Below are 26,078 nucleotides of genomic sequence, written 5' to 3' on the forward strand. Positions count from 1 at the left end.
GGAAGAATTATATGGAGATAAAAGAAATCTCTGTTCCGCAACAAGGTGTTGTAGCGGACTATATGAACGGTAAAAAAGAGATACAGTCGTGTTTTGACTATATGTTAACAGAAGATGCTTTTAAACAGCGTGTACATGATTTGCGTGAGAGGGAGTTTTTCCGCCAAGATTTAGTAGCGCATTTATTAGAATATAATACAAAATTACAAGCGGGAGAAGCTACGATTCAAAATGTAAAAGCGCTTGGAGATGAAAATACATATGTTGTTATAGCTGGACAACAAGCTGGGTTATTAACTGGACCACTTTATACAATTCATAAAATCATTTCAGTTTTACAGCTTGCGAGGGAAAAGGAAGAAAGTTTAGGTGTTAAAGTTGTTCCTGTTTTCTGGATTGCTGGTGAAGACCATGATATGGATGAAATTAATCATACTTTTGTAACGAAGAATAAAAAAATAAAAAAGACTATTTTTCATGATCGTAATCCGAAAAAGGCGAGTGCTTCAGAGTCCGAGCTTTCTTTGGAAGACTGTAGAAAGTGGATTGAAGAAATTTTTAAAACATACCCTGAAACGAATTTTACAAAGGATGTACTGCAATTTATTGATGATTCTTTGGGGAAATCGAATACGTATGTAGATTTCTTTGGCCATCTTATTATGAAAATGTTCGTTAATTCTGGTTTAATTCTTGTCGATTCGCATCACCCTGAATTAAGAAGATTAGAAGTGCCGTTTTTCAAGCAACTTATAGGTAAATATAAAGAAGTGCAAGAGGGGCTTCATAATCAACAGGAAGTAATTAAAGAATTAGGATATAAACCGATTATTGAAACAAAGTCTAATGCAGTACATATATTCATGGAAATTGATAATGAGCGAATATTACTTGAAGACGATCAAGGGAAGTTTGTTGGAAAGGATGGGGCGTACTCCTTTTCATATGAGGAATTGATGGAAGAGATGGAAAGAAGTCCGGAACGCTTTAGTAATAATGTTGTAACGCGCCCTCTTATGCAAGAGTATGTATTTCCTACGCTCGCGTTTATTGGAGGACCAGGGGAATTAGCTTACTGGAGTGAATTGCAACAAGTTTTCCATACGATCGGTTTCCAAATGCCGCCTGTCGTTCCGCGTATTACGATCACTTATATAGAGAGGGATGTAGCGACAGATTTATACGATTTACAATTGCAAGTTAGTGATCCGTTTTTTAATAACGTAGATAATTTGCGTGAAAACTGGTTATCTAATCAAATAGAGGAACCGATAGATGATCGATTTGTAGAGGCGAAAAAAGAAATAATTGATATTCATACGTCATTACAACAGTTTGTAAAGAAAATAGATCCTGGATTAAGTGCGTTTGCAGGGAAAAATGAATTCAAAATTAATGAACAAATGGAACTGTTGGAAAGAATGTTGAAAAAAAATGTTGAGAAAAAATATGAAGTGCAGCTAAATAAGTTCCGTCGCATACAATTTGCGCTTCGTCCATTAGGAGCGCCGCAAGAGCGTGTGTGGAATATATGTTACTATTTAAATCAGTTCGGTTTGGATTTCGTTGATCGTGTAATGGAAAACCCGTTTTCTTGGGACGGAAAACATCATGTTATAAAACTATAGAATCTTGCTCTTAGGAGCAGGATTTTATTTTTATTCTGTTGAATTTACTGTGAAGTGAAATTTTTCTGAATTATCAATCTGAAAAAACGCTGAATGTCGTAATTATGCAGGATACTTAAATATATGACAAAATAGCACAAAATGTAAACGTATTATTATCTTTTTCGACAGTTTTTTATTTAAATTCCCGCAAAAGATGATAAAATTTAGTATATAATAAAAGAAAATAGCGATTTGTATAGTATGCTGCCTTTGTAGGCAAGTTAAATGAGTCGTTCTTTCATAGTATTTCGTTCTCTAATCGTGAAATATGCGTTTAGGGGAGGAGATGCATTCAACATAATTAATTGGAAAAAGAGTAGGTGCAACAATGTTTAAACACGTAACAGTGCTTTTGAAGGAAACAGTAGACGGCTTAGATATAAAGCCAGGTGGTACATATGTAGATTGTACACTGGGGGGAGGAGGACATAGTTCTTATTTATTATCCCAACTAACTGACGGCGGAAAATTAATCGCATTTGATCAAGATGAGATAGCAATTCAAAATGCGAAAGAAAAATTCTCTTCATACGGTGAGCAGTTCATAACAGTAAAGAGTAATTTCCGTTATTTATCTGAAAAATTACAGGAATTAGGTATAACAGAAGTAGATGGTATTTTATTTGATTTAGGTGTCTCATCCCCACAATTAGATACACCAGAGCGTGGCTTTAGTTATCATCATGATGCACCGTTAGATATGCGGATGGATCAAGATGCCCCATTAACAGCATATGATGTTGTAAATAGCTGGTCATATGAACAGCTTGTAAGAATTTTCTTCCAGTATGGTGAAGAGAAATTTTCAAAACAAATAGCAAGAAAAATTGAAGCGTATCGTGAGAATAAAGCTATTGAAACGACAGGAGAATTAGTAGAACTAATTAAAGAGGGTATTCCAGCTCCTGCTCGTAGAACAGGGGGGCATCCTGCGAAGCGAGTGTTCCAAGCAATCCGTATTGCTGTAAATGATGAGTTGAAAGTATTTGAAGAAGCGTTGGAATCTGCAATTGAGATGGTCAAGCCAGGTGGAAGGGTTAGTGTTATAACATTCCATTCTTTAGAAGACCGTATTTGTAAAACGACGTTTAAGCGAAATAGTACAACGCCACAATTACCACCAGGATTACCAATTATTCCTGATGAATTTAAGCCGAAATTAAAGCTTATTACAAGAAAACCGATTTTACCTTCTGATATAGAGTTAGAAGAAAATAATCGAGCGCGTTCTGCGAAATTGAGAATCGCTGAAAAACGATAAAAAGGGGAGAGAGGTATGAGTAACTTAGCTGTAAAGTACAAACAACAAGCGCAAGAGGAGATACAGATTCAAACACCCCCACAGCAGATGGTTCAGCCAAAAGCTAAAGCGAAGATTACAAGAATCGAAAAACTGTTGTATGTAGCATTTATTGGCTTTTTATTGTATGCCTGTGTAGCGTTTATTGGAAATAAAGCAGGCCTTTACCAAGTTAATGTAGAAGCTGCGACGATAGAACAAAATATTGTACAGCAGCAAAAAGAAAATCAAGAGTTACAGGCTGAAGTAGAGAAGTTAAGTCGCTATGAACGAATCGCTGAAGTTGCAAAAAAACATGGCCTAGAAATTAATGCGAATAATGTGAAGGGCCTCAAATAAGGCAATAGGTGTGAAGGGAAAATGAAGAGAAATATGACTAAATTTCATACCAATAAGGGAGCAGGGTATTTTATGATTTTATTCCTCCTGCTCTTTTTGCTGTTATTAGCCCGATTTTTTTACATACAAGCGACAGGAACAGTGCATAATCAGGATTTGGATAAACTTGCGCAGCAGAAACATAGTAAAACAGGAGTTCTGGAAGCAAATCGCGGGACGATTTATGATCAAAATGGTCATGTATTAGCGCAAGATGCAAACTCTTATAAACTTGTAGCGGAATTAAAAGGTGCGAATCATGTTGAAAATAAAGAGGATACTGCAAAGAAAATTGCGGGAGTACTCGGAAAAGACGAAGAGAAGATTTTAGCCACGTTAAATAAAAAAGATAAAAATCAAGTCGAATTTGGAACACTAGGTAAAGATTTGACGAAAGAACAGAAAGAACAAATAGAAGCATTGAAATTACCGGGAATATCTTTTATTACTGAAAATGCAAGAGTGTATCCAAACGGTGATTTTGCATCTTACGTTATAGGTCATGCGAAGCCGAATGAAAAGGGAACCTCGGTAGGTCAATTTGGCTTAGAACAAAGTTTGGATAAATATTTAAGTGCTTCTAACGGGAAAGTAGCTTATACAGGGGATCGTAAGGGTGTATCTCTAGATGGTGGAAAAGTGAACGTAAAGGCACCTAAAAATGGAGATAACGCTTATTTAACGATAGATCAACGTATTCAAAGTTATTTAGAAGATGCAATGAAAGAAGCGAGTAAACATTATGAACCAGAAAGTTTAATAGGGATTGTTGCGGATCCGAAAACAGGGAAAATATTAGCGATGTCTAGTAAACCTAGTTATGATCCAAATGATCGTCAAATTAAATATTTTTTCAATGATGCTATTTCAAATGCATTTGAACCTGGATCAACAATGAAAATTTTCACACTAGCAGCAGCCATTAATGAAGGTGTGTACAAGGGACAAGATTATTATCAGTCTGGTACATATCAAGTCGGAAACCGGAAAATAAAAGACCATAACGGTGGTGCTGGATGGGGATCTATCACGTTTGATGAAGGGGTAGAGCGTTCTTCCAACGTAGCGTTTGCAATTTTAGGGGATCAAAAACTTGGTCCAGAACGTTTCCGAAAATATATTCATAGCTTTGGATTAGATGAAAAAACGAATATTGATTTACCTGGTGAAGGTTCAAATACCATTGTATTCGATCAGCAAATACAGCAAGTAACAACAGCTTTTGGACAAGGTTCTACTGTAACACCAATTCAGCTTGTGCAAGCTGCAACTGCTATTGCAAATGATGGGAAAATGATGAAGCCATATACAATTGATAAAATTGTAGATCCAATAACAGGGGAAGTAAAATTAGAACATAAGCCAGAGGAAGTGGGAAAACCTGTTACAAAAGAAACAGCAGCGCAAGTAAGACAGTTATTAGAACGCGTTGTTACATCTCCGAAAGGAACAGGAACTGCTTATAAAGTCGATGGATATTCAGTTGGTGGTAAAACAGGAACAGCGCAAATTCCGGATGGAAAAGGTGGATATATGACGGGAAGAGAGAATTATATATTCTCATTCTTAGGGATGGCACCTATGGACGATCCGCAACTTGTTGTGTATGTAGCTGTTAAACAGCCGAAATTGAAAGATGATGAGAATGGTGCACAGCCTTTAGCTGATATTTTTAAATATGTAACCAAAAATAGTTTAGAGTATTTAAAGATTAAGCCGAATGAAGTGAAAGATCCGAAGAAATATGTGAAAGAGCAGCAAACTGCTGTTCCAGAAGTAACCGGAAAAACGATGGAAGAAGCGAAAAAAGCAATTGATAAAGCAAAACTTCGTCCAATTGTATTAGGTGAAGGGAAAGTACAGCAACAAGTGCCGAAAGCGACTGAGCAAACATTGAAGGGTGACCGAGTCTTCTTAGTAGGAGATAAACCTACAATGCCAAATATACAAGGTTGGGCACTGCGTGATGTTATGAATTTAGCGAAAACATTAAAGCTTAACCTAAAACCTACTGGTACCGGATACGTAACTGAACAAAGTGTGGCAGAAGGAACATTGTTGCAACCTGGCACAGAGTTAGGTGTAACACTTGTACCGCCACTTGAACCACAACAAGAAGCAGAAAAACAGTAATGGTAAAAGAGAAGAAGTTCTAATTAAATAAGTACAAGCATATATTGGAACAAGCTAGGCGTAAGGGAGGCTTGTTCCAATATGCGTGTATCAAATGTAACAGTTAGAAAACGACTTATTTTTATACTCATATCAGGTATACTTATTTTCACTATCATCGATATTCGTCTTGGATATGTACAATTTTTTCTTGGGAATATGTTAACGGATCGTGCGAAGGATTCGTGGAGTCGTAATATTACTTTTGAACCTGAACGTGGGAAGATTTTAGACCGAAATGGTGTGGAACTTGCTACGAATAAAAGTGCCCCAACTGTCTTTGTTGTACCGAGGCAAATTGAAAAACCAGCAGAGACTGCAGAGAAGTTAGCTGCAGTATTAGGTGTGGAAAAAGATGAGATTTATAAGAGAATTACAAAAAAAGAATCGATTGTAAGGTTAGATAAAGGCGGAAGAAAAATATCACATGATAAAGCGAAAGAGGTACGAGGATTAAGTTTGAAAGGTGTTTATATCGCAGAGGACTCTATCCGGTACTATCCATTTGGTAACTTTTTATCACACGTATTAGGGTTTGCAGGTAGTGATAACCAAGGTCTTATGGGGCTTGAAAAATATTATGATAAAGAGCTAAATGGTGATGAAGGTCATGTGCGTTTTTTTGCAGATGCAAAAGGACAAAGGATGCCTAATGTTGGCGATGATTTCAAAAAACCAGAAGCTGGTTTGAATTTAGGCTTAACAATTGATGCGCGTATTAATAGAATTATGGAAAGAGAAATGAATATTGCAGAGTCGACATATAATCCAGATGGTATGATTGCGATTGCAATGAATCCGAAAAATGGTGAAATTTTAGGTATGTCGAGTCGGCCGAGTTTTGATCCAGCAGATTTTCAAAGTGTATCTCCAGAAGTGTATAATAGAAATTTACCAGTATGGAGTACGTATGAGCCTGGTTCAACATTTAAGATCATTACGTTAGCGGCAGCTTTAAATGAAAATTTAGTAGACTTAGAGAAAGATACGTTTTATGATGATGGAGCAGCTGAAGTGGGTGGAGCGAGATTGAAATGCTGGAAAGCAGGAGGCCATGGTAGCCAAACGTTTTTAGAAGTAGTTCAAAACTCATGTAACCCAGGATTTATTGAACTTGGTGATCGTCTTGGTAAAGACCGATTGTTTAAATACATTCGTAATTTCGGCTTTGGACAGAAAACCGGAATTGATTTGCAAGGTGAAGGTAGTGGGATTTTATTTAATTTAGATAAAGTTGGTCCAGTCGAGCAAGCAACTACTTCATTTGGTCAAGGAGTTTCTGTAACACCAATTCAACAAGTAGCAGCAGTAGCAGCGGCTGTAAATGGTGGGACATTGTATCAACCGTATATAGCTAAGGAATTTATTGATCCGAAAAATAATCAAGTTGTAAGTAAAAAGACACCTGTGAAAAAAAGAAAAGTTATTTCCAAGGAAACTTCAGAAAAAGTTCGGTATGCATTAGAGAATGTTGTAGCAAAGGGATCTGGTAAAGGTGCTTTCATTGATGGGTATCGTGTAGGTGGAAAAACAGGTACGGCTCAAAAGGTGAAAGATGGTAAATATTTAGAGAATAATTATATAGTATCTTTTATCGGTTTTGCTCCAGCGGATGATCCGGAGATTGTTGTCTATGTTGCTGTTGATAATCCGAAAGGTGTAACGCAATTTGGTGGAGTAGTAGCAGCTCCAATTGTTGGGAATATTCTTCGGGATGCACTTCCTGTTATGGGAGTGAAACCGAGAAAAGAACAAGTTGAGAGAGAATATAAATGGGGCGATACACCAACGGTGGAAGTTCCGAATTTAATTGGTATGAAAAAGAAAGACTTACAGACACAACTCGTCGATTTGAAGCTTGATATAAGTGGAGACGGGGAGAAAGTAATTAAACAATCCCCAGAAGCAGGAGCTAAAGTGAAAGAAGGCTCAAAAATTAGAATTTACTTCGGGAATTAAAGGTAACCTAGTACGTTTTATGGTACAATTGGTGGAAGTGAGTTCTTTATAGAAGAGTTACTTAATTTGAGGCTGTAAGAGCCCTAATTATAAATAAGTCTATTTATTAGACACCGTAGCACTTACCTCCTATTTTACATATTTAGGAGGTAACGTGTTGCTTATTAAAAAAGAGATAAATACACAATGTAGAGAGGGTTTAGTGAAATGAAGTTGCATACACTTTTATCATGTTTGCATGATTTTCCAGTTGTTCCAAAAGAAAATCCAGAAATCACATCTATAGAAGCTGATTCACGTAAAGTGAAAGAGGGAAGCTTATTTGTATGTATGAAAGGATATACGGTTGATAGCCATGATTTTGCTAAGCAAGCAGCGGCACAAGGAGCGGCTGCTATTGTTGCGGAAAGACCAATTGATGTTGACGTTCCAGTTGTACTTGTGAAAAATACTTTTCGTTCGTTAGCGGTTTTAGCTGATTATTTTTATGGTCAACCAACACACAAGTTACATTTAATTGGAATTACAGGTACAAATGGAAAGACAACAACATCGCATATTATGGATGAGATTATGCGCGCACATGGTCATAAAACGGGGCTAATTGGAACGATTAATATGAAAATCGGTGATGAAACATTTGAGGTGAAAAATACAACACCAGATGCACTAACACTTCAACAGACATTTTCAAAAATGGTTGAGCACGGTGTAGATAGTACAGTAATGGAAGTTTCGTCACATGCTTTAGATCTTGGTCGTGTACACGGATGTGATTACGATGTAGCAGTGTTTACAAATTTAACACAAGACCATTTAGACTATCATAAAACGATGGAAGAATATAAACATGCAAAAGGGTTGCTATTTGCACAACTTGGCAATAGTTATAATCATAATCGTGAAAAATACGCGGTACTGAATAACGATGATGCTGTAACAGCGGAATATATGAGAAGTACTGCAGCAACTGTTGTAACGTATGGAATTGATACAGAAAGTGATATTATGGCTAAAGATATCGTTATGACGAGTGGTGGAACTACATTTACGCTTGTAACACCGTATGAAAGTGTAAATGTTACGATGAAATTGATAGGTAAATTTAATGTATATAACGTACTAGCGGCAACAGCGGCAGGACTTGTTTCTGGTGTAAGTTTAGAAACGGTTATTGATGTAATAAAGCAACTAGCTGGAGTTCCAGGACGCTTTGAAGTGGTTGATGGTGGACAAAATTATACAGTTATTGTTGATTATGCACATACACCAGATAGCTTAGAGAATGTATTAAAAACAGCAAAACAGTTTGCAAAAGGCGATGTATATTGTATCGTCGGTTGTGGCGGAGATAGAGATCGAACAAAGAGACCAATCATGGCAAGTGTTGCAACTAAATATGCAACTCATGCAATTTACACTTCGGATAATCCAAGAAGTGAAGAGCCAGGGGCTATTTTAGATGATATGGTACAGGGTGCAAATGGGAATAATTATGAAGTAATTATTGATAGAAAAGAAGCGATAAACCATGCAATTGCTAACGCGAAAGCTGAAGATATAATCATTATTGCTGGTAAGGGTCATGAAACGTATCAAATTATTGGTAAAGACGTTCATCATTTTGACGATCGTGAAGTCGCTAAAGAGGCAATTACAGAGCGTTTAAACAACGAAGAGTAACAACATGAGAGGAGGACTACATGTGCTTGAGCAAGGTTTATTAGTAACGGCTGGGGTAGCATTCTTAATTTCTGTTGCCCTTTCGCCGTTGTTTATTCCATTTTTAAGGAAATTAAAGTTCGGACAGAGTATTCGTGATGAGGGACCAAAGTCACATCAAAAAAAATCAGGGACACCGACAATGGGTGGTATTGTCATATATGTATCTATGATGGTAACTTCACTTATTATGGCGATTAAGTTTAATCATTTAGGTGCAGAGGTTTCATTATTATTATTAGTGACGTTTGGTTACGGATTGATTGGATTTTTAGATGACTACATAAAGGTAGTTAAGAAGAGAAATCTTGGTTTAACATCAAAACAAAAATTAGTAGGTCAGCTTGTTATTGCTATTGCGTTCTTTTTAATTGGAAAAGGGCAAGCGTTCCACACATACATCATGATTCCGGGAACAGATGTTAAGTTTGAATTAGGTTGGGCTTATTTTGTACTTGTACTATTTATGCTTATTGGTGGATCAAATGCAGTTAACTTAACTGACGGTTTAGATGGTTTATTATCAGGAACAGCTGCTATTGCATTTGGAGCGTTTAGTATTATTGCAGTAGCACAAGAGCAATTTGGAGTAGCGATATTCTGTATGGCAGTTGTAGGAGCAGTACTTGGATTTTTAGTATTCAATGCGAATCCAGCGAAAGTGTTTATGGGAGATACAGGTTCTTTAGCTTTAGGTGGAGCCATTGCAGCTGTAGCGATTTTATTAAAACAAGAATTGCTACTTGTAATCATTGGTGGCGTATTCGTAATGGAAACTTTATCTGTTATTATTCAGGTCATTTCGTTTAAAACAACAGGAAAACGTGTCTTCAAAATGAGTCCATTACACCATCATTACGAATTATGTGGTTGGTCAGAGTGGCGTGTTGTTGTGACGTTTTGGTCTGTAGGATTTTTATTAGCTGTGTTAGGAATTTATATCGGGGTGTGGATGTAATTGAAAACTGTAACTGAATTTCAAAATAAAAATATTCTTGTATTAGGCATTGCAAAAAGTGGTTATGCAGCAGCTACGCTGTTACAAAAATTAGGGGCAAATGTTATTGTAAATGACGGAAAGCCTTTAGCGGATAATGTACTTGCTGCAGAATTACAAGCAAAAGGAATGGACGTTGTATGCGGTGGTCATCCTTTAGAATTGTTAGAGAGAAATATTTCTCTTGTTGTAAAGAATCCAGGAATCCCGTATTCTAATCCAATATTAATTGCTGCGAAAGAAAAGCAAATTCCAATTGTTACGGAAGTTGAATTAGCATATCGTATTTCAGAAGCGCCATTTGTTGGGATTACGGGGTCTAACGGGAAAACGACGACGACAATGCTTGCATTTGAAATGCTAAAAGAAGGACAAAAGCATCCTGTAATTGCAGGAAACATAGGAACTGTAGCGTGTGAAGTAGCACAGGATGCAAAAGAAAATGAAGTTGTAGTTACAGAACTTTCATCGTTCCAACTGATGGGAGTAGAATTGTTCCAACCTAAAATTGCTGCGTTTTTAAATTTATTTGAGGCACACTTAGATTATCACGGGACGAAGAAAGAATATGGTTTAGCAAAAGCAAATATTTTTAAAAACCAAACAGAAAATGATTATAGTGTAATAAATGCAGATGATGCAGATGTGATGGCTCTATCTGCTTATAGTAAAGGTCAAAAGGTACTATTCTCGACAACGAAAGAAATTGAAGATGGTGCGTGTATAAAAGAGAATGCTCTTTATTTTAAAGGTGAAAAAGTTGTTGAAGTAGACGATATCGTTTTACCTGGTCAGCATAATTTAGAAAATATTTTAGCAGCGATGAGTATCGCAAAATTATTGGGTGTTTCTAATGAAGCGATTACGGCGGTGTTAAAACGTTTTACAGGTGTAAAACATCGGTTAGAATATGTAACAACTATTAACAATCGTAAGGTTTATAATGACTCAAAAGCAACGAATATGTTAGCGACTGAGAAAGCTTTATCTGCGTTTACACAACCGATTGTGTTATTAGCAGGTGGGCTTGATCGTGGAAATGAATTCGATGATTTAATTCCGTATTTCAAAAATGTAAAAGCAATTGTGACATTTGGACAAACAGCTCCAAAATTAGTAAGAGCTGCAGAAAAAGCGGGATTAGATACAATTGAAAGTGTCGATACTTTAGATGAAGCGGTAGTGAAAGCTTATGCTCATTCTACAGATGGCGATGTAATTCTTCTTTCTCCAGCATGTGCAAGCTGGGATCAATTTAAAACATTTGAAGAAAGAGGAGACATTTTTATACAAGCTGTGCATAAACTTATATAAAGTAAATCAAAACATCAGTAGGCTAACACCTACTGATGTTTTGTTACATAGGGCAAAAGTTTCTGCCTAAAGAGGTGGTGTTTATGGGTAATGAAGAAAACGCCTGATTTTATTCTCATCATCGTTACACTTGCGTTGTTAACAATCGGAATGGTTATGGTGTATAGTGCGAGTGCGGTTTGGGCCTCTTATAAAATGGGGGACTCATTCTTTTTTGCAAAAAGGCAATTGCTATTTGCAAGTATTGGTGTAGTGGCTATGTTTTTAATTATGAAAATTGATTATTGGGTGTGGCGTACGTATTCAAAAGTAATTTTGCTAGTTTGTTTCATTCTTCTTATTCTTGTTCTTATTCCTGGGGTAGGGCTTGTTCGAGGAGGAGCGCGAAGTTGGATTGGAATCGGGGCATTTTCCATTCAACCGTCAGAATTTATGAAGTTTGCGATGATTATTTTCTTAGCAAAATTTTTAGCGGAACGACAAAAATTAATTACCTCTTTTAAACGTGGTTTACTACCAGCTCTTAGTTTTGTATTCCTTGCTTTTGGGATGATTATGTTACAGCCAGATCTTGGCACAGGAACGGTAATGGTTGGGACATGTATTATTATGATATTTATCTCGGGAGCAAGGGTCTTTCACTTTGCAATGTTTGGTTTGCTTGGTGTAGCAGGATTTGTAGGGCTGATTGCATCAGCACCGTATCGAATGAAACGTATTACATCATATTTAGATCCGTGGTCAGATCCGCTTGGAAGTGGATTTCAAATTATTCAATCGTTACTCGCAATTGGACCAGGTGGATTATTCGGGCTCGGACTTGGACAAAGTAGACAAAAGTTTCTTTATTTACCTGAACCACAAACAGACTTTATATTTGCAATCTTATCTGAGGAATTAGGTTTTATTGGTGGTTCATTTGTGTTATTATTATTTAGTCTATTATTATGGCGTGGGATTCGTATAGCTTTAGGAGCGCCTGATTTATATGGTACGTTTTTAGCAGTAGGTATTGTGGCGATGATTGCGATTCAAGTAATGATTAATGTTGGTGTTGTAACAGGATTGATGCCTGTTACGGGTATTACTTTGCCGTTTTTAAGTTATGGTGGATCAAGTTTGACATTAATGTTAATGGCAGTAGGTGTATTATTAAATATAAGTCGCCATTCTCGCTACTAAACCCTGTTTTATAAGACAGGGTTTTTCGTATGTGTGCGAAGAAACATTATGTATATAGAAATAAATACGACTGAAATAAGAACAGAGAAGCGGAGGAGTTAGTAGTGCGAGTATTAGTAAGTGGTGGGGGCACTGGAGGTCATATTTATCCGGCTCTTGCTTTAATAAGAGAAATAAAAAAGTTAAATCCGGAAGCAAGGTTTTTATATATTGGTACGGAGAATGGATTAGAGAGCACAATCGTTCCAAAAGCAGGTATACCGTTTCAATCTATTGTTATAAGTGGATTTAAGCGTAAAATATCGTTAGATAACGTGAAAACGGTGATGCGTTTCCTAAAAGGTGTACAAGATAGTAAACGATATATCCGTCGTTTTAATCCAGATATTGTAATTGGAACGGGTGGATATGTATGCGGACCAGTTGTATATGCTGCGGCGAAATTAGGTATTCCAACTATTGTACATGAACAAAATAGTGTACCTGGTGTAACGAATAAATTTTTAAGCCGCTATGTTGATAAAGTTGCGGTTTGTTTTGAAGCGGCTGCAGAACATTTTCCGCAGTCAAAAGTTGTCATGACAGGAAATCCACGAGCATCAGAAGTAATGGATCAGAATGGAATGAAAGGGAAACGTTCAGTAGGTTTATCTCTTCCTAAAAAATCCGTACTTATTTTTGGTGGAAGCCGTGGGGCTAGACCGATTAACGATGCTTTCGTAGAAGCAATTGAACAGTTTGGAAATAAAAGTTACGAAATATTGTATGTAACAGGTGAAGTTCATTATGACAAAGTAATGGAAGCAGTGAAGCAAAAAGGGAATCCGAATAATGTTATTATTAAACCTTTCATTCATAATATGCCAGAGGTACTTACAGGGGTAGATCTTGTTGTTTCAAGAGCGGGGGCAACAACACTTGCAGAATTAACGGCATTAGGAAAGCCAAGTGTGTTAATTCCGAGTCCGTATGTAACAAATAACCATCAGGAAAAAAATGCACGTTCTGTTGTCGATAAAGGAGCAGCAAAAATGTTGCTTGAAAAAGATTTAACAGCTGAAACGCTTATTCGTGATATTGATGAGATTTTATTAGATGCACAAACATTACAAAATATGAAGCTAGCTGCTACACAATTAGGTATTCCAGATGCAGCAAATAAGCTGTATGAAGTAATGAATAAGCTTGTAAAAAAATAACGTTAGGTGAACGCCCTGCATACTACTGTAATAAGGATACTTAGTATGGGGGAGATTGTTTATGGAGCAATTAGTAAATGAGCTTATAGAAGCAAATGTTGGTCGCGTGTTAGTGAATGAACCGTTAGCGCGTTATACCACTATGAAAATAGGTGGACCAGCTGATATTTTAATTGTGCCAAAGCATGTTGCCGGTATTGAAAAAACGTTGCAGTTAGTAAAAAAATATAAAACAAAGTGGACTGTAATTGGTCGTGGTTCGAACCTTCTTGTATCTGATCTAGGTATAGAAGGTGTCGTTATTCGTTTAGGAGAAGGATTAGACCATTTAGAAGTCGAAAAACATAGAGTAAGAGTTGGTGGTGGGTATCCCCTTATTAAATTGTCAACTTTACTTAGTCGTCAAGGGTTAGCTGGTCTGGAATTTGCAAGTGGTATTCCAGGAAGTGTTGGTGGTGCAGTGTATATGAATGCAGGAGCACATAAATCGGATATATCAAACATATTATCAAGAGCTCTGATTTTGTTTGAAAACGGAACAATTGACTGGTTAACGCATGGAGAAATGGAGTTTTCCTATCGTACATCTGTATTACAAACGAAACGTCCTGGTATTGTTTTGGAAGCTGAGTTTCAATTACAGATAGGAGAGCGTGAGGGAATCGTAAGTGTCATGCAAAAGAATAAAGATTACCGCCGTGAAACACAGCCATGGAATCATCCTTGTGCAGGAAGTGTATTTCGGAATCCAACTCCATACTTTGCAGGAGATTTAATAGAAAAGGCGGGGCTTCGTGGTTATCAAATAGGTGGAGCTCAAATTTCTGAAATGCATGGGAATTTTATTATTAATACTGGGGGAGCCAGCGCGCAAGATGTCTTATCTTTAATTGCAGTAATAAAACAAACAATCAAGGATAAATTTAGCGTAGAAATGCATACAGAAGTAGAAATCATTGGAAGATAACGGTTATTCGTTCCGCTCATTATCATTTATGTTATAATAAGAAGATAAGAACGGCATGAGGAACATGCCGTTCTTTATGTTACGTAGGGGGATCGTACATGAAAAATAGTAAAGTGATTAAACTACAGGATCGTGTACCAAAGTTAAAAAATCAGCAGAAAAAAAACAAAAAAAATGTTAATCATCGGTTGATTTTATACATATCAATTTTATTTTTATTAGTGCTCTTTTTAATTTATTTTCGGTCTCCGCTTAGCAATATTAAAAAGATAAGTGTGTTTGGAAATCATTATATGACAGATGAGCAAGTGATGAAGGAATCAGGTGTGACGTATGATACAAGTTATTTCCGAGTGACAGCACATAAAGCAGAAGAAAACCTAACGAAACGAAAAGAAATTAAAGCAGTAAATGTAAAAAAACGTTTTCCAAATAAAATTGATGTTCATATTGAAGAATATGTAACGATTGGTTATATAAACAAAGATGGGAAATTACAACCGCTATTAGAGAACGGGAAAACACTTGATGTACTCCCGAACGGAAAACTTCCTGTTGCAGCGCCAATTTTTGAACCTTTTAAAGAGGAGAAGATGAAGGAGTTAATTGCTGAGCTTGAAAAATTAACACCAACAATTTTAAGATCTATTTCTGAAATTCGTTATTCACCGACGAATGCGAATGAAGACCATCTTACTTTATATATGAATGAAGGGTATGAAGTGAGCACTACGATTCAAAATTTCGCAAAGCGTATGGAAGCTTATCCACTTATCCTAAAAACAATTGAGCCGGGTAAAAAGGTATTAATTGACTTAGAAGTAGGGGCATATACGAAAGAATTAGGAGCGGAAGAAAAAAAAGAATAGAGTGATAGTTTTCACTACGTTACTGTAGAAAAAACGAAACGAACGTTCTGCTTAATGCATCTGAATTTACAAGAATGGTTCATTTGATGAAAAAGATGTAAAAATTCTTAGATTCATACTAGGATTGGTACAAGTTTCACTTTTCTATGAGTACATCTTAGTGTAGACTTATACTTGGCGGTAATCTTTACACTTGAAATGGAATTATTTCAAGATAAGCAGTTATTCACAGTTTACTGCGATATTCTTAAATGAATGTTAAATAAAAATAAGAAAAATATAGGGTTAAAAAAGGGAAACGTATAAAGACGTTGAATATTTTTCTTATAAATAGTAAAGTTGCGATTGTTGTTCCATATATTGAGTTGTATGGTATAAATAAAGAAGGAGGTGCCAAAGAATGAACAGCAATGAAATATATGTTAGTCTTGACATCGGTACATCCAATGTTAAAGTCATCATTGGCGAAATGGTTAATGACAGCTTAAACATTATTGGTGTTGGAAATGTAAAATCAAATGGTTTAAAGAAGGGATCGATAGTTGATATAGACGAGACTGTTCGATCAATTAAAAAAGCAATTGAACAAGCTGAGCGCATGGTGGGAATCCACATTGAGCAAGTTGTAGTAGGTGTCAATGCAAACCAGGTACAACTACTTCCTTGTCACGGAGTAGTCGCTGTTTCAAATGAAGATCGTGAAATCGGGAATGAAGATGTCTTACGCGTTCTAGATGCAGCACAAGTTGTGTCAATTGCTCCAGAACGTGAGTTTATTGATGTGGTACCTCGACAGTTCATTGTAGACGGTCTTGACGAGATTAACGATCCACGCGGGATGATCGGTGTAAGGTTAGAAATGGAAGGTACACTTATTACAGGCTCGAGAACTTTACTACATAACCTACTTCGTTGTGTAGAAAAAGCAGGTCTTGAAATTGTTGATATTTGTCTTCAACCTTTAGCGGCTGCAACAGTTGCTATATCTTCAGATGAAAAAAATAGAGGAGTAGCCCTTGTTGATATGGGGGGAGGATCTACAACTTTATCTATTTTTAAAGATGGAGAGTTACAAGCGACGAGCGTATTACCATTAGGTGGAGACCATATAACGAAGGATATTGCGATTGGGTTGAAAACTTCAACAGAAAATGCAGATCAAATTAAGTTGAAATATGGACATGCTTTTTATGATACAGCATCTGAAGAAGAGATGTTTACGGTTCCTATTATGGGAAGCGATCAAACAGAACAATATTCTCAGTTGGAATTATCGGATATAATAGAGGCTCGTGTAGAGGAAATTTTAATGTTTGTTCAAGATGAAGTGCGTAAGTTAGGAGTAAAGCAAGTAGCTTCTGGTTATGTGCTAACTGGTGGAATTGCTTCTATGCCAGGTGTTCTTGATCTTGCATATGATATTTTACATGAAAATGTTCGTATAGCAACTCCTGATTATATTGGTGTGCGTGAGCCCCAATATACAAGTGGAGTGGGATTAATTAAACATTCTTATCAAAAAGCTAAATTACGTGGGAAAAATGTGCAGGAAAAGCAAGAGCATTTTGAACCAGTACCAGCACCAGCAACAACGCCGGTACAACAGCAACCTGCGAAACAAAAAACTCGTAATCAAAACAATAATAATCAAAATGATGACCGTATGATGTCAAAAGTAAAACGTGTATTCCGTTATTTATGGGATTAAAATTGGACACGAAAAATGAGGTTCTAGGGGGATTTCGACATGTTAGAGTTTGATACTACTCAAGATCAATTAGCGAATATAAAAGTTATCGGTGTCGGCGGTGGCGGAAACAATGCTGTAAACCGTATGATTGAACACGGTGTACAAGGTGTAGACTTTATCGCTGTGAATACTGATGCACAAGCATTAAATCTATCAAAAGCTGAAACAAAAATGCAAATTGGTGGAAAATTAACACGTGGACTTGGTGCAGGTGCAAACCCTGAAGTAGGGAAAAAAGCTGCAGAAGAAAGTAAAGAACAGATCCAAGAAGCACTTCGTGGTGCAGATATGGTCTTCGTAACTGCTGGTATGGGCGGCGGAACTGGAACTGGTGCAGCTCCAGTTGTTGCTCAAGTTGCAAAAGAATTAGGTGCATTAACAGTTGGTGTTGTAACACGTCCATTTACATTTGAAGGACGTAAGCGTGCAACACAAGCAGCATCTGGTATTGCGGCATTTAAAGAAAATGTAGATACACTTATTGTAATTCCAAACGATCGCTTATTAGAGATTGTTGATAAAAATACGCCGATGTTAGAAGCATTCCGTGAAGCAGATAACGTATTACGCCAAGGTGTTCAAGGTATTTCTGATTTAATTGCAACACCAGGTTTAATTAACTTAGACTTCGCAGACGTAAAAACAATTATGTCTAATAGAGGTTCTGCTTTAATGGGTATTGGTTCTGGTAATGGAGAAAATCGTGCTGCTGAAGCTGCGAAAAAAGCGATTTCTAGTCCATTATTAGAAACATCTATCGATGGAGCTCAAGGTGTTATCATGAACATTACGGGTGGAGCTAACTTAAGCTTATATGAAGTACAAGAAGCGGCAGACATTGTAGCTTCAGCTTCAGATCCAGAAGTAAATATGATCTTCGGTTCTGTTATTAATGAAGGATTAAAAGATGATATCGTTGTAACTGTAATTGCAACTGGTTTTGATGATAGCATTGCAACTCAACCACCAAAACCAATTATCCGTCCGAATGCGAATCACACGCAACAACAGCAACAGCCAGTAGCTCAACCTTCAAAACAACGTGAAGTAAAACGTGAAATGAAGCGTGAAGAGCCGGTTGTACATGAGCGTCATTCAGATTCAGATGATATCGATATTCCAGCATTTTTACGTAATCGTCGTAGACGATAAAAGAAAAGGAGCTTTCATGCTCCTTTTTTGTTTTATACAGGGAAAAGATCTGCTAAGCAGGTCTTTTTTTATTTTATATATTTTAATTTATCCCGCAAAAGCCCAATTGGTGAGGGCTGATAATCGATGGAGATGAACACCCCCCACGCTGATTAAAGTTTCACTTTATATGTAAGTAAAAAAGTATAGTATTCTATGAAACATATACTTTTATTTTTTACCGACAGATTATGTCTAGAAAGCACAAAATAACAAAAAAACACCTCCGCAAATTGACACACTTTCCTATTGGATATGCATTATACTAGTCTCAACTTAAAAAAAGAGGTGAATTGTTTGGTTGTTTACGCCGACGTTGTTTGGTTGTTAAACGCCTGCATTGATTTTCTTTTACTTTTATTAACAGCCACCGTGTTAAAAAAGAAGATCAAAAGATGGAGGCTTGTATTAGGGGCATTTATAGGTTCAACCATTGTTATTTTTGCCTTTACTCCTTTTGCTTCTATGATGACACATCCGGTTATGAAACTACTGTACTCGTTACTTATTGTGTATACGGCATTTGGATTTACAACGTTTAGAAATTATGCACAAACTGTTTTTACTTTTTACTTTGTAACCTTTATGGTTGGTGGAGGGTTAATTGGCACTCATTTCTTTTTGCAAACGAATGAAATGGTAAATGGATTGGTTCAATCTCAATCAATTTCTTACGGTGACCCAATTAGCTGGTTGTTTGTTGTTTTTGGTTTTCCAGTAATCTATTATTTTTCTAAAAAGCGTATTGAAAGTGTAGAGGTTACAAAAATACACTATGATCAAATTGTGAAATTGAAAATTCAATTAGCTGAAGAGGAACTAGAACTCGCAGGTTTAATTGATAGTGGGAACCAACTTTACGACCCGTTAACAAAAACACCCGTTATGATTATGCATATCTCATCATTAGAACATTGCTTGCCAGCTTGGTTAACAGAACAAATTTATTCCAAAACAGAGATTCCTCAAATACCAGAAAATGATTCTGGGTGGGCGACAAAATTACGCTTAATTCCTTTTCGAGCAGTAGGAGTAGAGAATCAATTTTTATGGGCAATTAAGCCAGACGGTGTGCAAATTTATCATGAAGGTAGTTCTATTGTAGTCAGCAAGGTATTGATTGGATTAAATACACAACAGTTGTCAACCAATGGAGAGTATCAATGTATTGTGCATCCGAAAATGTTAATTTCGCAAAAAATGGTAATTGCTTAATAATGGGAGGCGGGATAATATGATGAAATTAAAATTTTATTTAGTATACCTTTGGTATAAAGTATTGCTGAAATTAGGAATTAAGACCGACGAAATTTATTACATTGGTGGAAGTGAAGCGTTGCCACCGCCGTTAACGAAAGAAGAAGAGGAAGTTCTTTTGAATAAATTGCCAAAAGGAGATCAGGCGGCAAGATCGTTGCTGATTGAACGCAATTTACGGCTAGTTGTATATATAGCAAGAAAGTTTGAAAATACCGGGATAAATATTGAAGATTTGATTAGTATAGGAACAATCGGCCTTATTAAAGCAGTGAATACATTTAATCCAGAAAAGAAAATAAAATTAGCAACATATGCCTCACGTTGTATAGAAAATGAAATTTTAATGCATTTGCGCCGGAATAATAAAAATCGTTCAGAAGTTTCTTTTGATGAACCACTTAACATCGATTGGGATGGGAATGAACTTTTGTTATCAGATGTATTAGGTACAGACGATGATATTATTACAAAAGATTTAGAAGCTACTGTAGATCGTCATCTTCTAATGAAAGCATTGCATCAATTAAATGATCGTGAAAAACAAATTATGGAACTTCGGTTTGGGCTTGCTGGAGGAGAGGAAAAGACGCAAAAAGATGTGGCGGATATGCTTGGGATTTCACAGTCATACATTTCGCGTTTAGAAAAAAGAATCATAAAAAGATTACGAAAAGAATTTAATAAAATGGTGTAAAGAATAAGACCAGCCGTTATCTAGGCTGGTCTTATTCTCTTTCGTTGTATGAAGAGAGACAACGAAAATGAAAAATGAAGAGAAAACCGCATGCATAAAATCCCCTTCAAAGGAAATACTTTACACTGTACAGCAACTCCCGATAGGAGGGAACACTTTGACGAGAAACAAAGTAGAAATTTGCGGTGTTGATACAGCTAAACTTCCCGTACTAAAAAATGATGAAATGCGTAAATTATTTCGTGAAATGCAAAGTGGAGAGATAAGCGCAAGAGAGAAATTAGTGAATGGAAACTTACGTCTTGTACTGAGCGTCATCCAAAGATTTAATAACAGAGGAGAATATGTTGACGATTTATTTCAAGTTGGTTGCATCGGACTTATGAAATCCATTGATAACTTTGATTTAGGCCAAAATGTAAAATTTTCAACGTATGCTGTGCCGATGATTATTGGGGAAATACGCAGATATTTGCGTGATAACAATCCGATTCGCGTATCTCGCTCATTACGAGATATTGCGTATAAAGCATTACAAGTAAGAGAAAAATTAATTGCAGAAAATTCAAAAGAACCAACAGCAATGGATATTGCAAAAGTGCTTGAAGTGACTCATGAAGAAATTGTTTTTGCTTTGGATGCGATTCAAGATCCAGTTTCATTATTTGAACCGATTTATAACGATGGAGGAGATCCTATCTTTGTTATGGATCAGTTAAGTGATGAAAAACAAAAGGACGAGCAGTGGGTTGAAGAATTAGCACTGAAAGAAGGGATGAAGCGTTTAAATGATCGTGAGAAAATGATTATTCGAAAACGTTTCTTTCAAGGAAAGACACAAATGGAAGTTGCAGAAGAAATTGGGATTTCTCAAGCGCAAGTGTCACGTTTAGAGAAATCAGCTATTAAACAAATGAATAAGACGATACAAGGATAAGGTTTCACCATTTATGGTGAGACCTTTTTATATGTCATATAGTTTGTTTGCGCTCATAGTAGGGCAGCTGTGTTCATATAATGAAAATAATATGTGGTTAGTAGAGGGTGCTTCCTGTTAATTTGAGAAATAGCGTTTTTTCAATCCGTCATATATAAGGGAGAGGATGAAAGTGATAAGAATTTCGGAGTTGCAAATGAAAGAGATAATAAATGTTTCAGATGGAAAAAGGCTTGGGAATATTGGAGATATTGAAATTGATATGAACACAGGGCAGATTCAATCTATTGTTATTTCCAAACAGTCACGTATGTTAGGGATTTTTGGGAAAGATGTAGAAATTGTAATTCCTTGGGAGGAAATTATGAAAATTGGGGAAGATGTCATACTTGTTAGAGTAAATCCTGTTAATTCTGTAACAGAATCAATACAAACACCGACAATTTCATAAAGAATATTACAAATTCCTCTTTTTTTTCTGTTGTCATTATGAAAAAATAAAAGTATGGTAAAATAGACAGGAAGTACCATGCTTTTTTATGTTATTTTAATTAAAAGGAGCCGCTTTGTTATGAGAGAACCATTTAAATATGTGGACGGTATACTGTATTTACAAGCGTGGAAAGAACTTGGAAACATTACTGCTGGATTTACGACAAAAGATGGTGGGGTAAGTACGGGCTCCTTTCATGCGATGAATTTAGGATTACATGTGAATGATATCGTGGAGAACGTTCATGAAAATAGACGCATTTTAGCAAATAAGTTACAAAAACCATTAGAAAACTGGATTTGCTCTGAACAAGTTCATGATCATCATGTTGAAAAAGTAGGACAACAGGAAAAAGGAAGTGGCGTCTATTCATATGAAGACGGCATTTCAAAAACAGATGGCATTTATACGAGTAATAATGATGTTCTTCTAACATCATGTTACGCGGATTGTGTTCCACTCTATTTTTATGCACCATCACATGGTATGATAGGACTTGCGCATGCTGGATGGAAAGGGACTGTAAAAGAGATTGCAAAGGAAATGATTCAAAAATGGAATGCAGAAGGGATTTCAAGTGATGAAATTCATGTTGCAATTGGACCAGCAATTGGATCTTGTTGTTACGTTGTTGATGATCGAGTGTTAACAGCAGCAGAGCAAGTAGTAAATGGCTCTGTCCCTTATAAAAAAATTTCTGATGGGCAGTACGCAATTAATTTAAAAGAAATTAATCGTATATTATGTGTACAAGCAGGCATAAAAGAAGAGAATATTGTAATGTCATCTCTTTGTACAAGCTGTGAAGAACAACTATTTTTCTCTCATCGTCGTGATCAAGGTAAGACAGGGAGAATGTTGAGTTTCATAGGTTTTAAGGAGGAAGAAAGCAAGTGACAGTACAAAAAAATTTAACAACTGTAAACGAAGCAATTAAACAATCTTGCGTACGAGCTGGACGTTCGTTGAAAGATATTAAACTCGTTGCGGTTACAAAAACGGTAGGAATTGAAAAAACAAACGAAGTAATTGAAGCTGGAATTATCGATTTAGGTGAAAATAGAAATGAAGGTTTCTTACAGAAGTACGAACATTTCGGTTCAAAAGTGAATTGGCATTTTATTGGATCATTACAAACGAGAAAAGTAAAAGAAATCATTAATGAAATTGATTATTTACATTCGTTAGATCGTCTTTCACTTGCAAAAGAAATTCAAAAACGTGCGGATAAGAAAGTGAAATGTTTTATTCAAGTGAAAACATCATCTGAAGAATCCAAGCAAGGATTGGCAATAGAAGAAACCATTTCTTTTATTCAAAGTTTGCAAGAATTGGATAAGATTGAAGTGGTGGGACTAATGACAATGGCTCCGTTTACAGAAGAAGAGGAAGAAATCAGACGCTGTTTTAAGGAGTTGCGTATGCTACAAACAGAGGTGCAGGAGCTAGAATTATTACATGCGCCATGTAAAGAATTATCAATGGGAATGTCTAATGATTACACGATTGCAATTGAAGAAGGTGCTACATATATTCGTTTGGGGACGATTTTAGTAGGAAAAGCGTAAAAGGAAGGAGAATCTTATTATGAGTTGGTCAAAAGTAAAATACTTCTTTTTTGATACACCGGAAGAAAAAGAAGCAGCTCAATATGGTTATGAAAAGGAGCAAACAGACATGAAGAAGCAGCAAGATCCGCCAGAACAACAAGATGTTACGTTTCCAAAAGCGCAACCGAAACAAAATGTTGTGAGCATTGAAACGGCAAAGCAATCTTCAAAAGTTGTTTTATTAGAACCGCGCACATATTCGGAAGCGCAAGGGATTTCGGACCATTTAAAAGGTAGACGAGCTGTTGTGATTAATTTACAACGAATGTCTACTGATCAAGCTGTACGTATCGTTGACTTTTTAAGTGGTACTGTATACGCTATAGGCGGGGATATTCAAAAAATAGGACCGAAAACATTTATGTGTACACCTGAAAATGTAGATATTGTTGGCGCAATTTCAGAGTTATTCGGTGAAGAAGAAGACACAAATATAAAGAGGTGGTAATACGCCATGGAAACAGTTTTAAGGCTTTTAGTTTATGCTATCGAGATTTACTCGTGGGCACTTATTGTTTACATTCTCCTATCATGGTTCCCAGGTGCAAAGGAATCAACTTTTGGAGAAATTCTTGCGCGTATTTGTGAACCGTATTTAGAACCATTTCGCAGATTTATTCCGCCGCTTGGTATGATTGATATCTCTCCACTCGTTGCGATTTTTGCGTTAAAGCTTGCTACGAATGGTTTAATAAGTATATTCGGCTATTTCTTATAGTAAGAGGTTATATGCATGAGCATCTACGAGCATTTTAGACCTGATGAAGTGGTCTTTGTGGATAAAGTATTAGAGTGGAAACAGGCGGCTGAGTACCATCAAGTGAAGTTAACAGATTTTCTTGATCCAAGACAGCAACAAATTGTCACTATGGTAATTGGACAAGGAGATGTTGCTGTACAATTTGATGGTGCAACGCCTCATGCAGAGCGCAAAAGAGCACTCATTTATCCGGACTATCTAGTAGTAAATGAAGAGGAATTTCAAGTAGAAGTATTGGAAATTGACTATCCTTCCAAGTTTTATACGCTAGAACATAGGCAAATATTAGGTACATTTATGTCTCTCGGTTTAACGAGAGAAAAATGTGGTGATATTTTGCTTCAAGAAGATCGTGCCCAAATTGTAGTCGCGAAAGAAGTTGTATCTTATATTGAGATGAACTTACAATCGATAGGGAAAGTGAAAATCTCCTTATCACCAGTGCAAGGAGAAAAAATTCTACAGATACAAGAGACGTGGGGAGAGAAAACCGGAACGGTTTCTTCACTTCGTTTAGATGTGATGTTAGCTGAAATGTTACATATATCCAGACAAAAAGTACAACCTTTCATAAAAAATGGTTTAGTAAAAGTGAATTGGAAAACAGTCGAGCAAACCTCTTATGAATGTTATCCAGGAGATGTTTTTTCAGTGAGAGGATATGGACGAAGTAAATTGTTTTCTGTAGAAGGTAGAACAAAGCGCGACAAATGGAGAATTTTGTATGGTATACTAAAATGATTGGTTTTTTAGAAGGAAATCCTCCTATTTTGTCGAAGAAAAGATATAATTGAAAGAGGAAATTTAGATAACTACTTGGAGGTGGCGTTGTGCCGTTAACACCATTAGATATTCATAACAAAGAATTTGGTCGCGGATTCCGTGGCTATGATGAAGATCAAGTAAATGAGTTTCTTGATCAAATTATCAAAGATTATGAATTAGTCATTCGTGAGAAAAAAGCTTTAGAAGAAAAAGTTGCGCAATTAGAAGGAAAGTTAGATCATTTCTCTAATATTGAAGATACGTTAAACAAATCTATTGTCGTTGCACAAGAAGCAGCGGAAGAAGTAAAACGTAATGCGCAAAAAGAAGCAAAATTAATCGTACGTGAAGCGGAAAAGAATGCAGACCGTATTATTAACGAAGCGTTAGTGAAATCAAGAAAAGTTGCTTTTGATATTGAAGAGCTAAAGAAACAAGCAAAAGTATTCCGCACTCGTTTCCGTATGTTATTAGAAACACAGCTTGAAATGTTAAACAACGATGATTGGGATAAACTAATTGAGTTAGAAGACGAAGTGGATGAACTGTTGAAAAAAGAAGAAACAGTGTAAGCTTGACGTTTTTCTCATTATTACATATAATTTTAAACAACATATTTATTAAGAAAAACGAAGATAGGGATAAGTACCTTTTCATACCTTATATAGCGAACTGAGGATGGTGTAAGCTCAGGATAAGGAGATAATGGGAATATCACCCTGGAGTTCCTCGCTGAACAAATAGAGTAAGCGTAGGCGTATATTCGCGTTAAGAATATAAAGAGGATTGTATACATACGTATAGGATCTACTAGGGTGGTACCGCGGGAGACTTTCTCGTCCCTTTTTGGGATGAGAAGGTCTCTTTTTTATTCCGTTTTTTAAGTGTT

General features: G+C 36.4%; 24 protein-coding genes and 1 other annotated feature. All 24 genes read left to right on the forward strand.

Annotated elements, in window-relative coordinates; genetic code table 11:
- Positions 1-11: 11 nt before the first annotated feature.
- The 24 genes from bshC (at position 12) to divIVA (ending at position 25,761) form a co-directional block, all read left to right on the forward strand.
- Positions 12-1,628 carry a bacillithiol biosynthesis cysteine-adding enzyme BshC gene (gene bshC / locus ACUN28_RS09580; RefSeq protein WP_016086547.1) on the forward strand — a complete coding sequence of 539 codons (1,617 nt, stop codon included), beginning with the start codon at positions 12-14 and terminating at the stop codon, positions 1,626-1,628.
- A 370-nt stretch (positions 1,629-1,998) separates the two neighbouring features.
- A complete protein-coding gene (gene rsmH, locus ACUN28_RS09585; RefSeq protein ID WP_016086548.1) occupies positions 1,999-2,931 on the forward strand; it encodes a 16S rRNA (cytosine(1402)-N(4))-methyltransferase RsmH in 933 nt (310 codons plus the stop codon).
- A 15-nt stretch (positions 2,932-2,946) separates the two neighbouring features.
- On the forward strand, positions 2,947-3,309 hold the full coding sequence (gene ftsL, locus ACUN28_RS09590; RefSeq protein WP_016086549.1) for a cell division protein FtsL: 363 nt from the start codon (positions 2,947-2,949) through the stop codon (positions 3,307-3,309).
- Positions 3,310-3,330: 21 nt separating this feature from the next.
- Complete coding sequence (locus ACUN28_RS09595) at positions 3,331-5,481, forward strand: penicillin-binding protein (RefSeq protein WP_080117880.1); 2,151 nt, start codon at positions 3,331-3,333, stop codon at positions 5,479-5,481.
- An 81-nt stretch (positions 5,482-5,562) separates the two neighbouring features.
- Positions 5,563-7,479 carry a stage V sporulation protein D gene (locus ACUN28_RS09600; protein ID WP_016086551.1) on the forward strand — a complete coding sequence of 639 codons (1,917 nt, stop codon included), beginning with the start codon at positions 5,563-5,565 and terminating at the stop codon, positions 7,477-7,479.
- Between the two features lie 207 nt (positions 7,480-7,686).
- The gene (gene murE, locus ACUN28_RS09605) at positions 7,687-9,162 is read left to right on the forward strand and encodes a UDP-N-acetylmuramoyl-L-alanyl-D-glutamate--2,6-diaminopimelate ligase (protein WP_016086552.1); all 1,476 of its coding nucleotides are present in this window, start codon (positions 7,687-7,689) and stop codon (positions 9,160-9,162) included.
- A 22-nt stretch (positions 9,163-9,184) separates the two neighbouring features.
- Positions 9,185-10,159, forward strand: coding sequence for a phospho-N-acetylmuramoyl-pentapeptide-transferase (gene mraY / locus ACUN28_RS09610; RefSeq protein WP_000893058.1), 975 nt, complete (start codon positions 9,185-9,187; stop codon positions 10,157-10,159).
- Positions 10,160-11,512, forward strand: a complete 1,353-nt coding sequence (gene murD / locus ACUN28_RS09615; RefSeq protein ID WP_016086553.1) for a UDP-N-acetylmuramoyl-L-alanine--D-glutamate ligase — start codon at positions 10,160-10,162, stop codon at positions 11,510-11,512.
- Positions 11,513-11,602: 90 nt separating this feature from the next.
- Entirely contained in the window at positions 11,603-12,694 is a 1,092-nt protein-coding gene (gene spoVE, locus ACUN28_RS09620; protein WP_000753516.1) for a stage V sporulation protein E, read from the forward strand.
- A gap of 104 nt (positions 12,695-12,798) precedes the next feature.
- Positions 12,799-13,893, forward strand: coding sequence for an undecaprenyldiphospho-muramoylpentapeptide beta-N-acetylglucosaminyltransferase (murG, locus tag ACUN28_RS09625; RefSeq protein ID WP_016086554.1), 1,095 nt, complete (start codon positions 12,799-12,801; stop codon positions 13,891-13,893).
- A gap of 61 nt (positions 13,894-13,954) precedes the next feature.
- Positions 13,955-14,860, forward strand: coding sequence for a UDP-N-acetylmuramate dehydrogenase (murB, locus tag ACUN28_RS09630; RefSeq protein WP_016086555.1), 906 nt, complete (start codon positions 13,955-13,957; stop codon positions 14,858-14,860).
- Between the two features lie 98 nt (positions 14,861-14,958).
- Complete coding sequence (gene divIB, locus ACUN28_RS09635; RefSeq protein WP_016086556.1) at positions 14,959-15,729, forward strand: cell division protein DivIB; 771 nt, start codon at positions 14,959-14,961, stop codon at positions 15,727-15,729.
- Between the two features lie 400 nt (positions 15,730-16,129).
- Entirely contained in the window at positions 16,130-17,437 is a 1,308-nt protein-coding gene (gene ftsA / locus ACUN28_RS09640; RefSeq protein ID WP_016086557.1) for a cell division protein FtsA, read from the forward strand.
- A gap of 39 nt (positions 17,438-17,476) precedes the next feature.
- Positions 17,477-18,631, forward strand: coding sequence for a cell division protein FtsZ (ftsZ, locus tag ACUN28_RS09645; RefSeq protein WP_000888984.1), 1,155 nt, complete (start codon positions 17,477-17,479; stop codon positions 18,629-18,631).
- A gap of 336 nt (positions 18,632-18,967) precedes the next feature.
- Positions 18,968-19,885: a sigma-E processing peptidase SpoIIGA gene (gene spoIIGA / locus ACUN28_RS09650; protein WP_016086558.1), complete on the forward strand. Its 918-nt coding sequence runs from the start codon at positions 18,968-18,970 to the stop codon at positions 19,883-19,885.
- A 19-nt stretch (positions 19,886-19,904) separates the two neighbouring features.
- On the forward strand, positions 19,905-20,624 hold the full coding sequence (gene sigE / locus ACUN28_RS09655; RefSeq protein WP_000976948.1) for an RNA polymerase sporulation sigma factor SigE: 720 nt from the start codon (positions 19,905-19,907) through the stop codon (positions 20,622-20,624).
- Positions 20,625-20,781: 157 nt separating this feature from the next.
- Entirely contained in the window at positions 20,782-21,561 is a 780-nt protein-coding gene (sigG, locus tag ACUN28_RS09660) for an RNA polymerase sporulation sigma factor SigG (RefSeq protein ID WP_000197753.1), read from the forward strand.
- Between the two features lie 166 nt (positions 21,562-21,727).
- Positions 21,728-22,012, forward strand: a complete 285-nt coding sequence (locus ACUN28_RS09665) for a YlmC/YmxH family sporulation protein (protein ID WP_033659759.1) — start codon at positions 21,728-21,730, stop codon at positions 22,010-22,012.
- Positions 22,013-22,132: 120 nt separating this feature from the next.
- Positions 22,133-22,951: a peptidoglycan editing factor PgeF gene (gene pgeF / locus ACUN28_RS09670; protein WP_016086560.1), complete on the forward strand. Its 819-nt coding sequence runs from the start codon at positions 22,133-22,135 to the stop codon at positions 22,949-22,951.
- A complete protein-coding gene (locus ACUN28_RS09675; RefSeq protein ID WP_016086561.1) occupies positions 22,948-23,622 on the forward strand; it encodes a YggS family pyridoxal phosphate-dependent enzyme in 675 nt (224 codons plus the stop codon). Before pgeF ends, ACUN28_RS09675 begins: the two co-directional genes overlap by 4 nt.
- A 19-nt stretch (positions 23,623-23,641) precedes the next feature.
- Positions 23,642-24,112 carry a cell division protein SepF gene (locus ACUN28_RS09680; RefSeq protein ID WP_016086562.1) on the forward strand — a complete coding sequence of 157 codons (471 nt, stop codon included), beginning with the start codon at positions 23,642-23,644 and terminating at the stop codon, positions 24,110-24,112.
- Between the two features lie 6 nt (positions 24,113-24,118).
- Positions 24,119-24,382, forward strand: coding sequence for a YggT family protein (locus tag ACUN28_RS09685; protein WP_016086563.1), 264 nt, complete (start codon positions 24,119-24,121; stop codon positions 24,380-24,382).
- Between the two features lie 15 nt (positions 24,383-24,397).
- The gene (locus ACUN28_RS09690; protein ID WP_016086564.1) at positions 24,398-25,165 is read left to right on the forward strand and encodes a YlmH family RNA-binding protein; all 768 of its coding nucleotides are present in this window, start codon (positions 24,398-24,400) and stop codon (positions 25,163-25,165) included.
- 89 nt (positions 25,166-25,254) lie between these two features.
- Positions 25,255-25,761, forward strand: coding sequence for a septum site-determining protein DivIVA (gene divIVA / locus ACUN28_RS09695; RefSeq protein ID WP_001131611.1), 507 nt, complete (start codon positions 25,255-25,257; stop codon positions 25,759-25,761).
- 51 nt (positions 25,762-25,812) lie between these two features.
- Positions 25,813-26,036: a binding site (T-box leader), on the forward strand.
- Positions 26,037-26,078: the final 42 nt, after the last annotated feature.

This window comes from Bacillus sp. WC2507 (genome assembly GCF_052656125.1).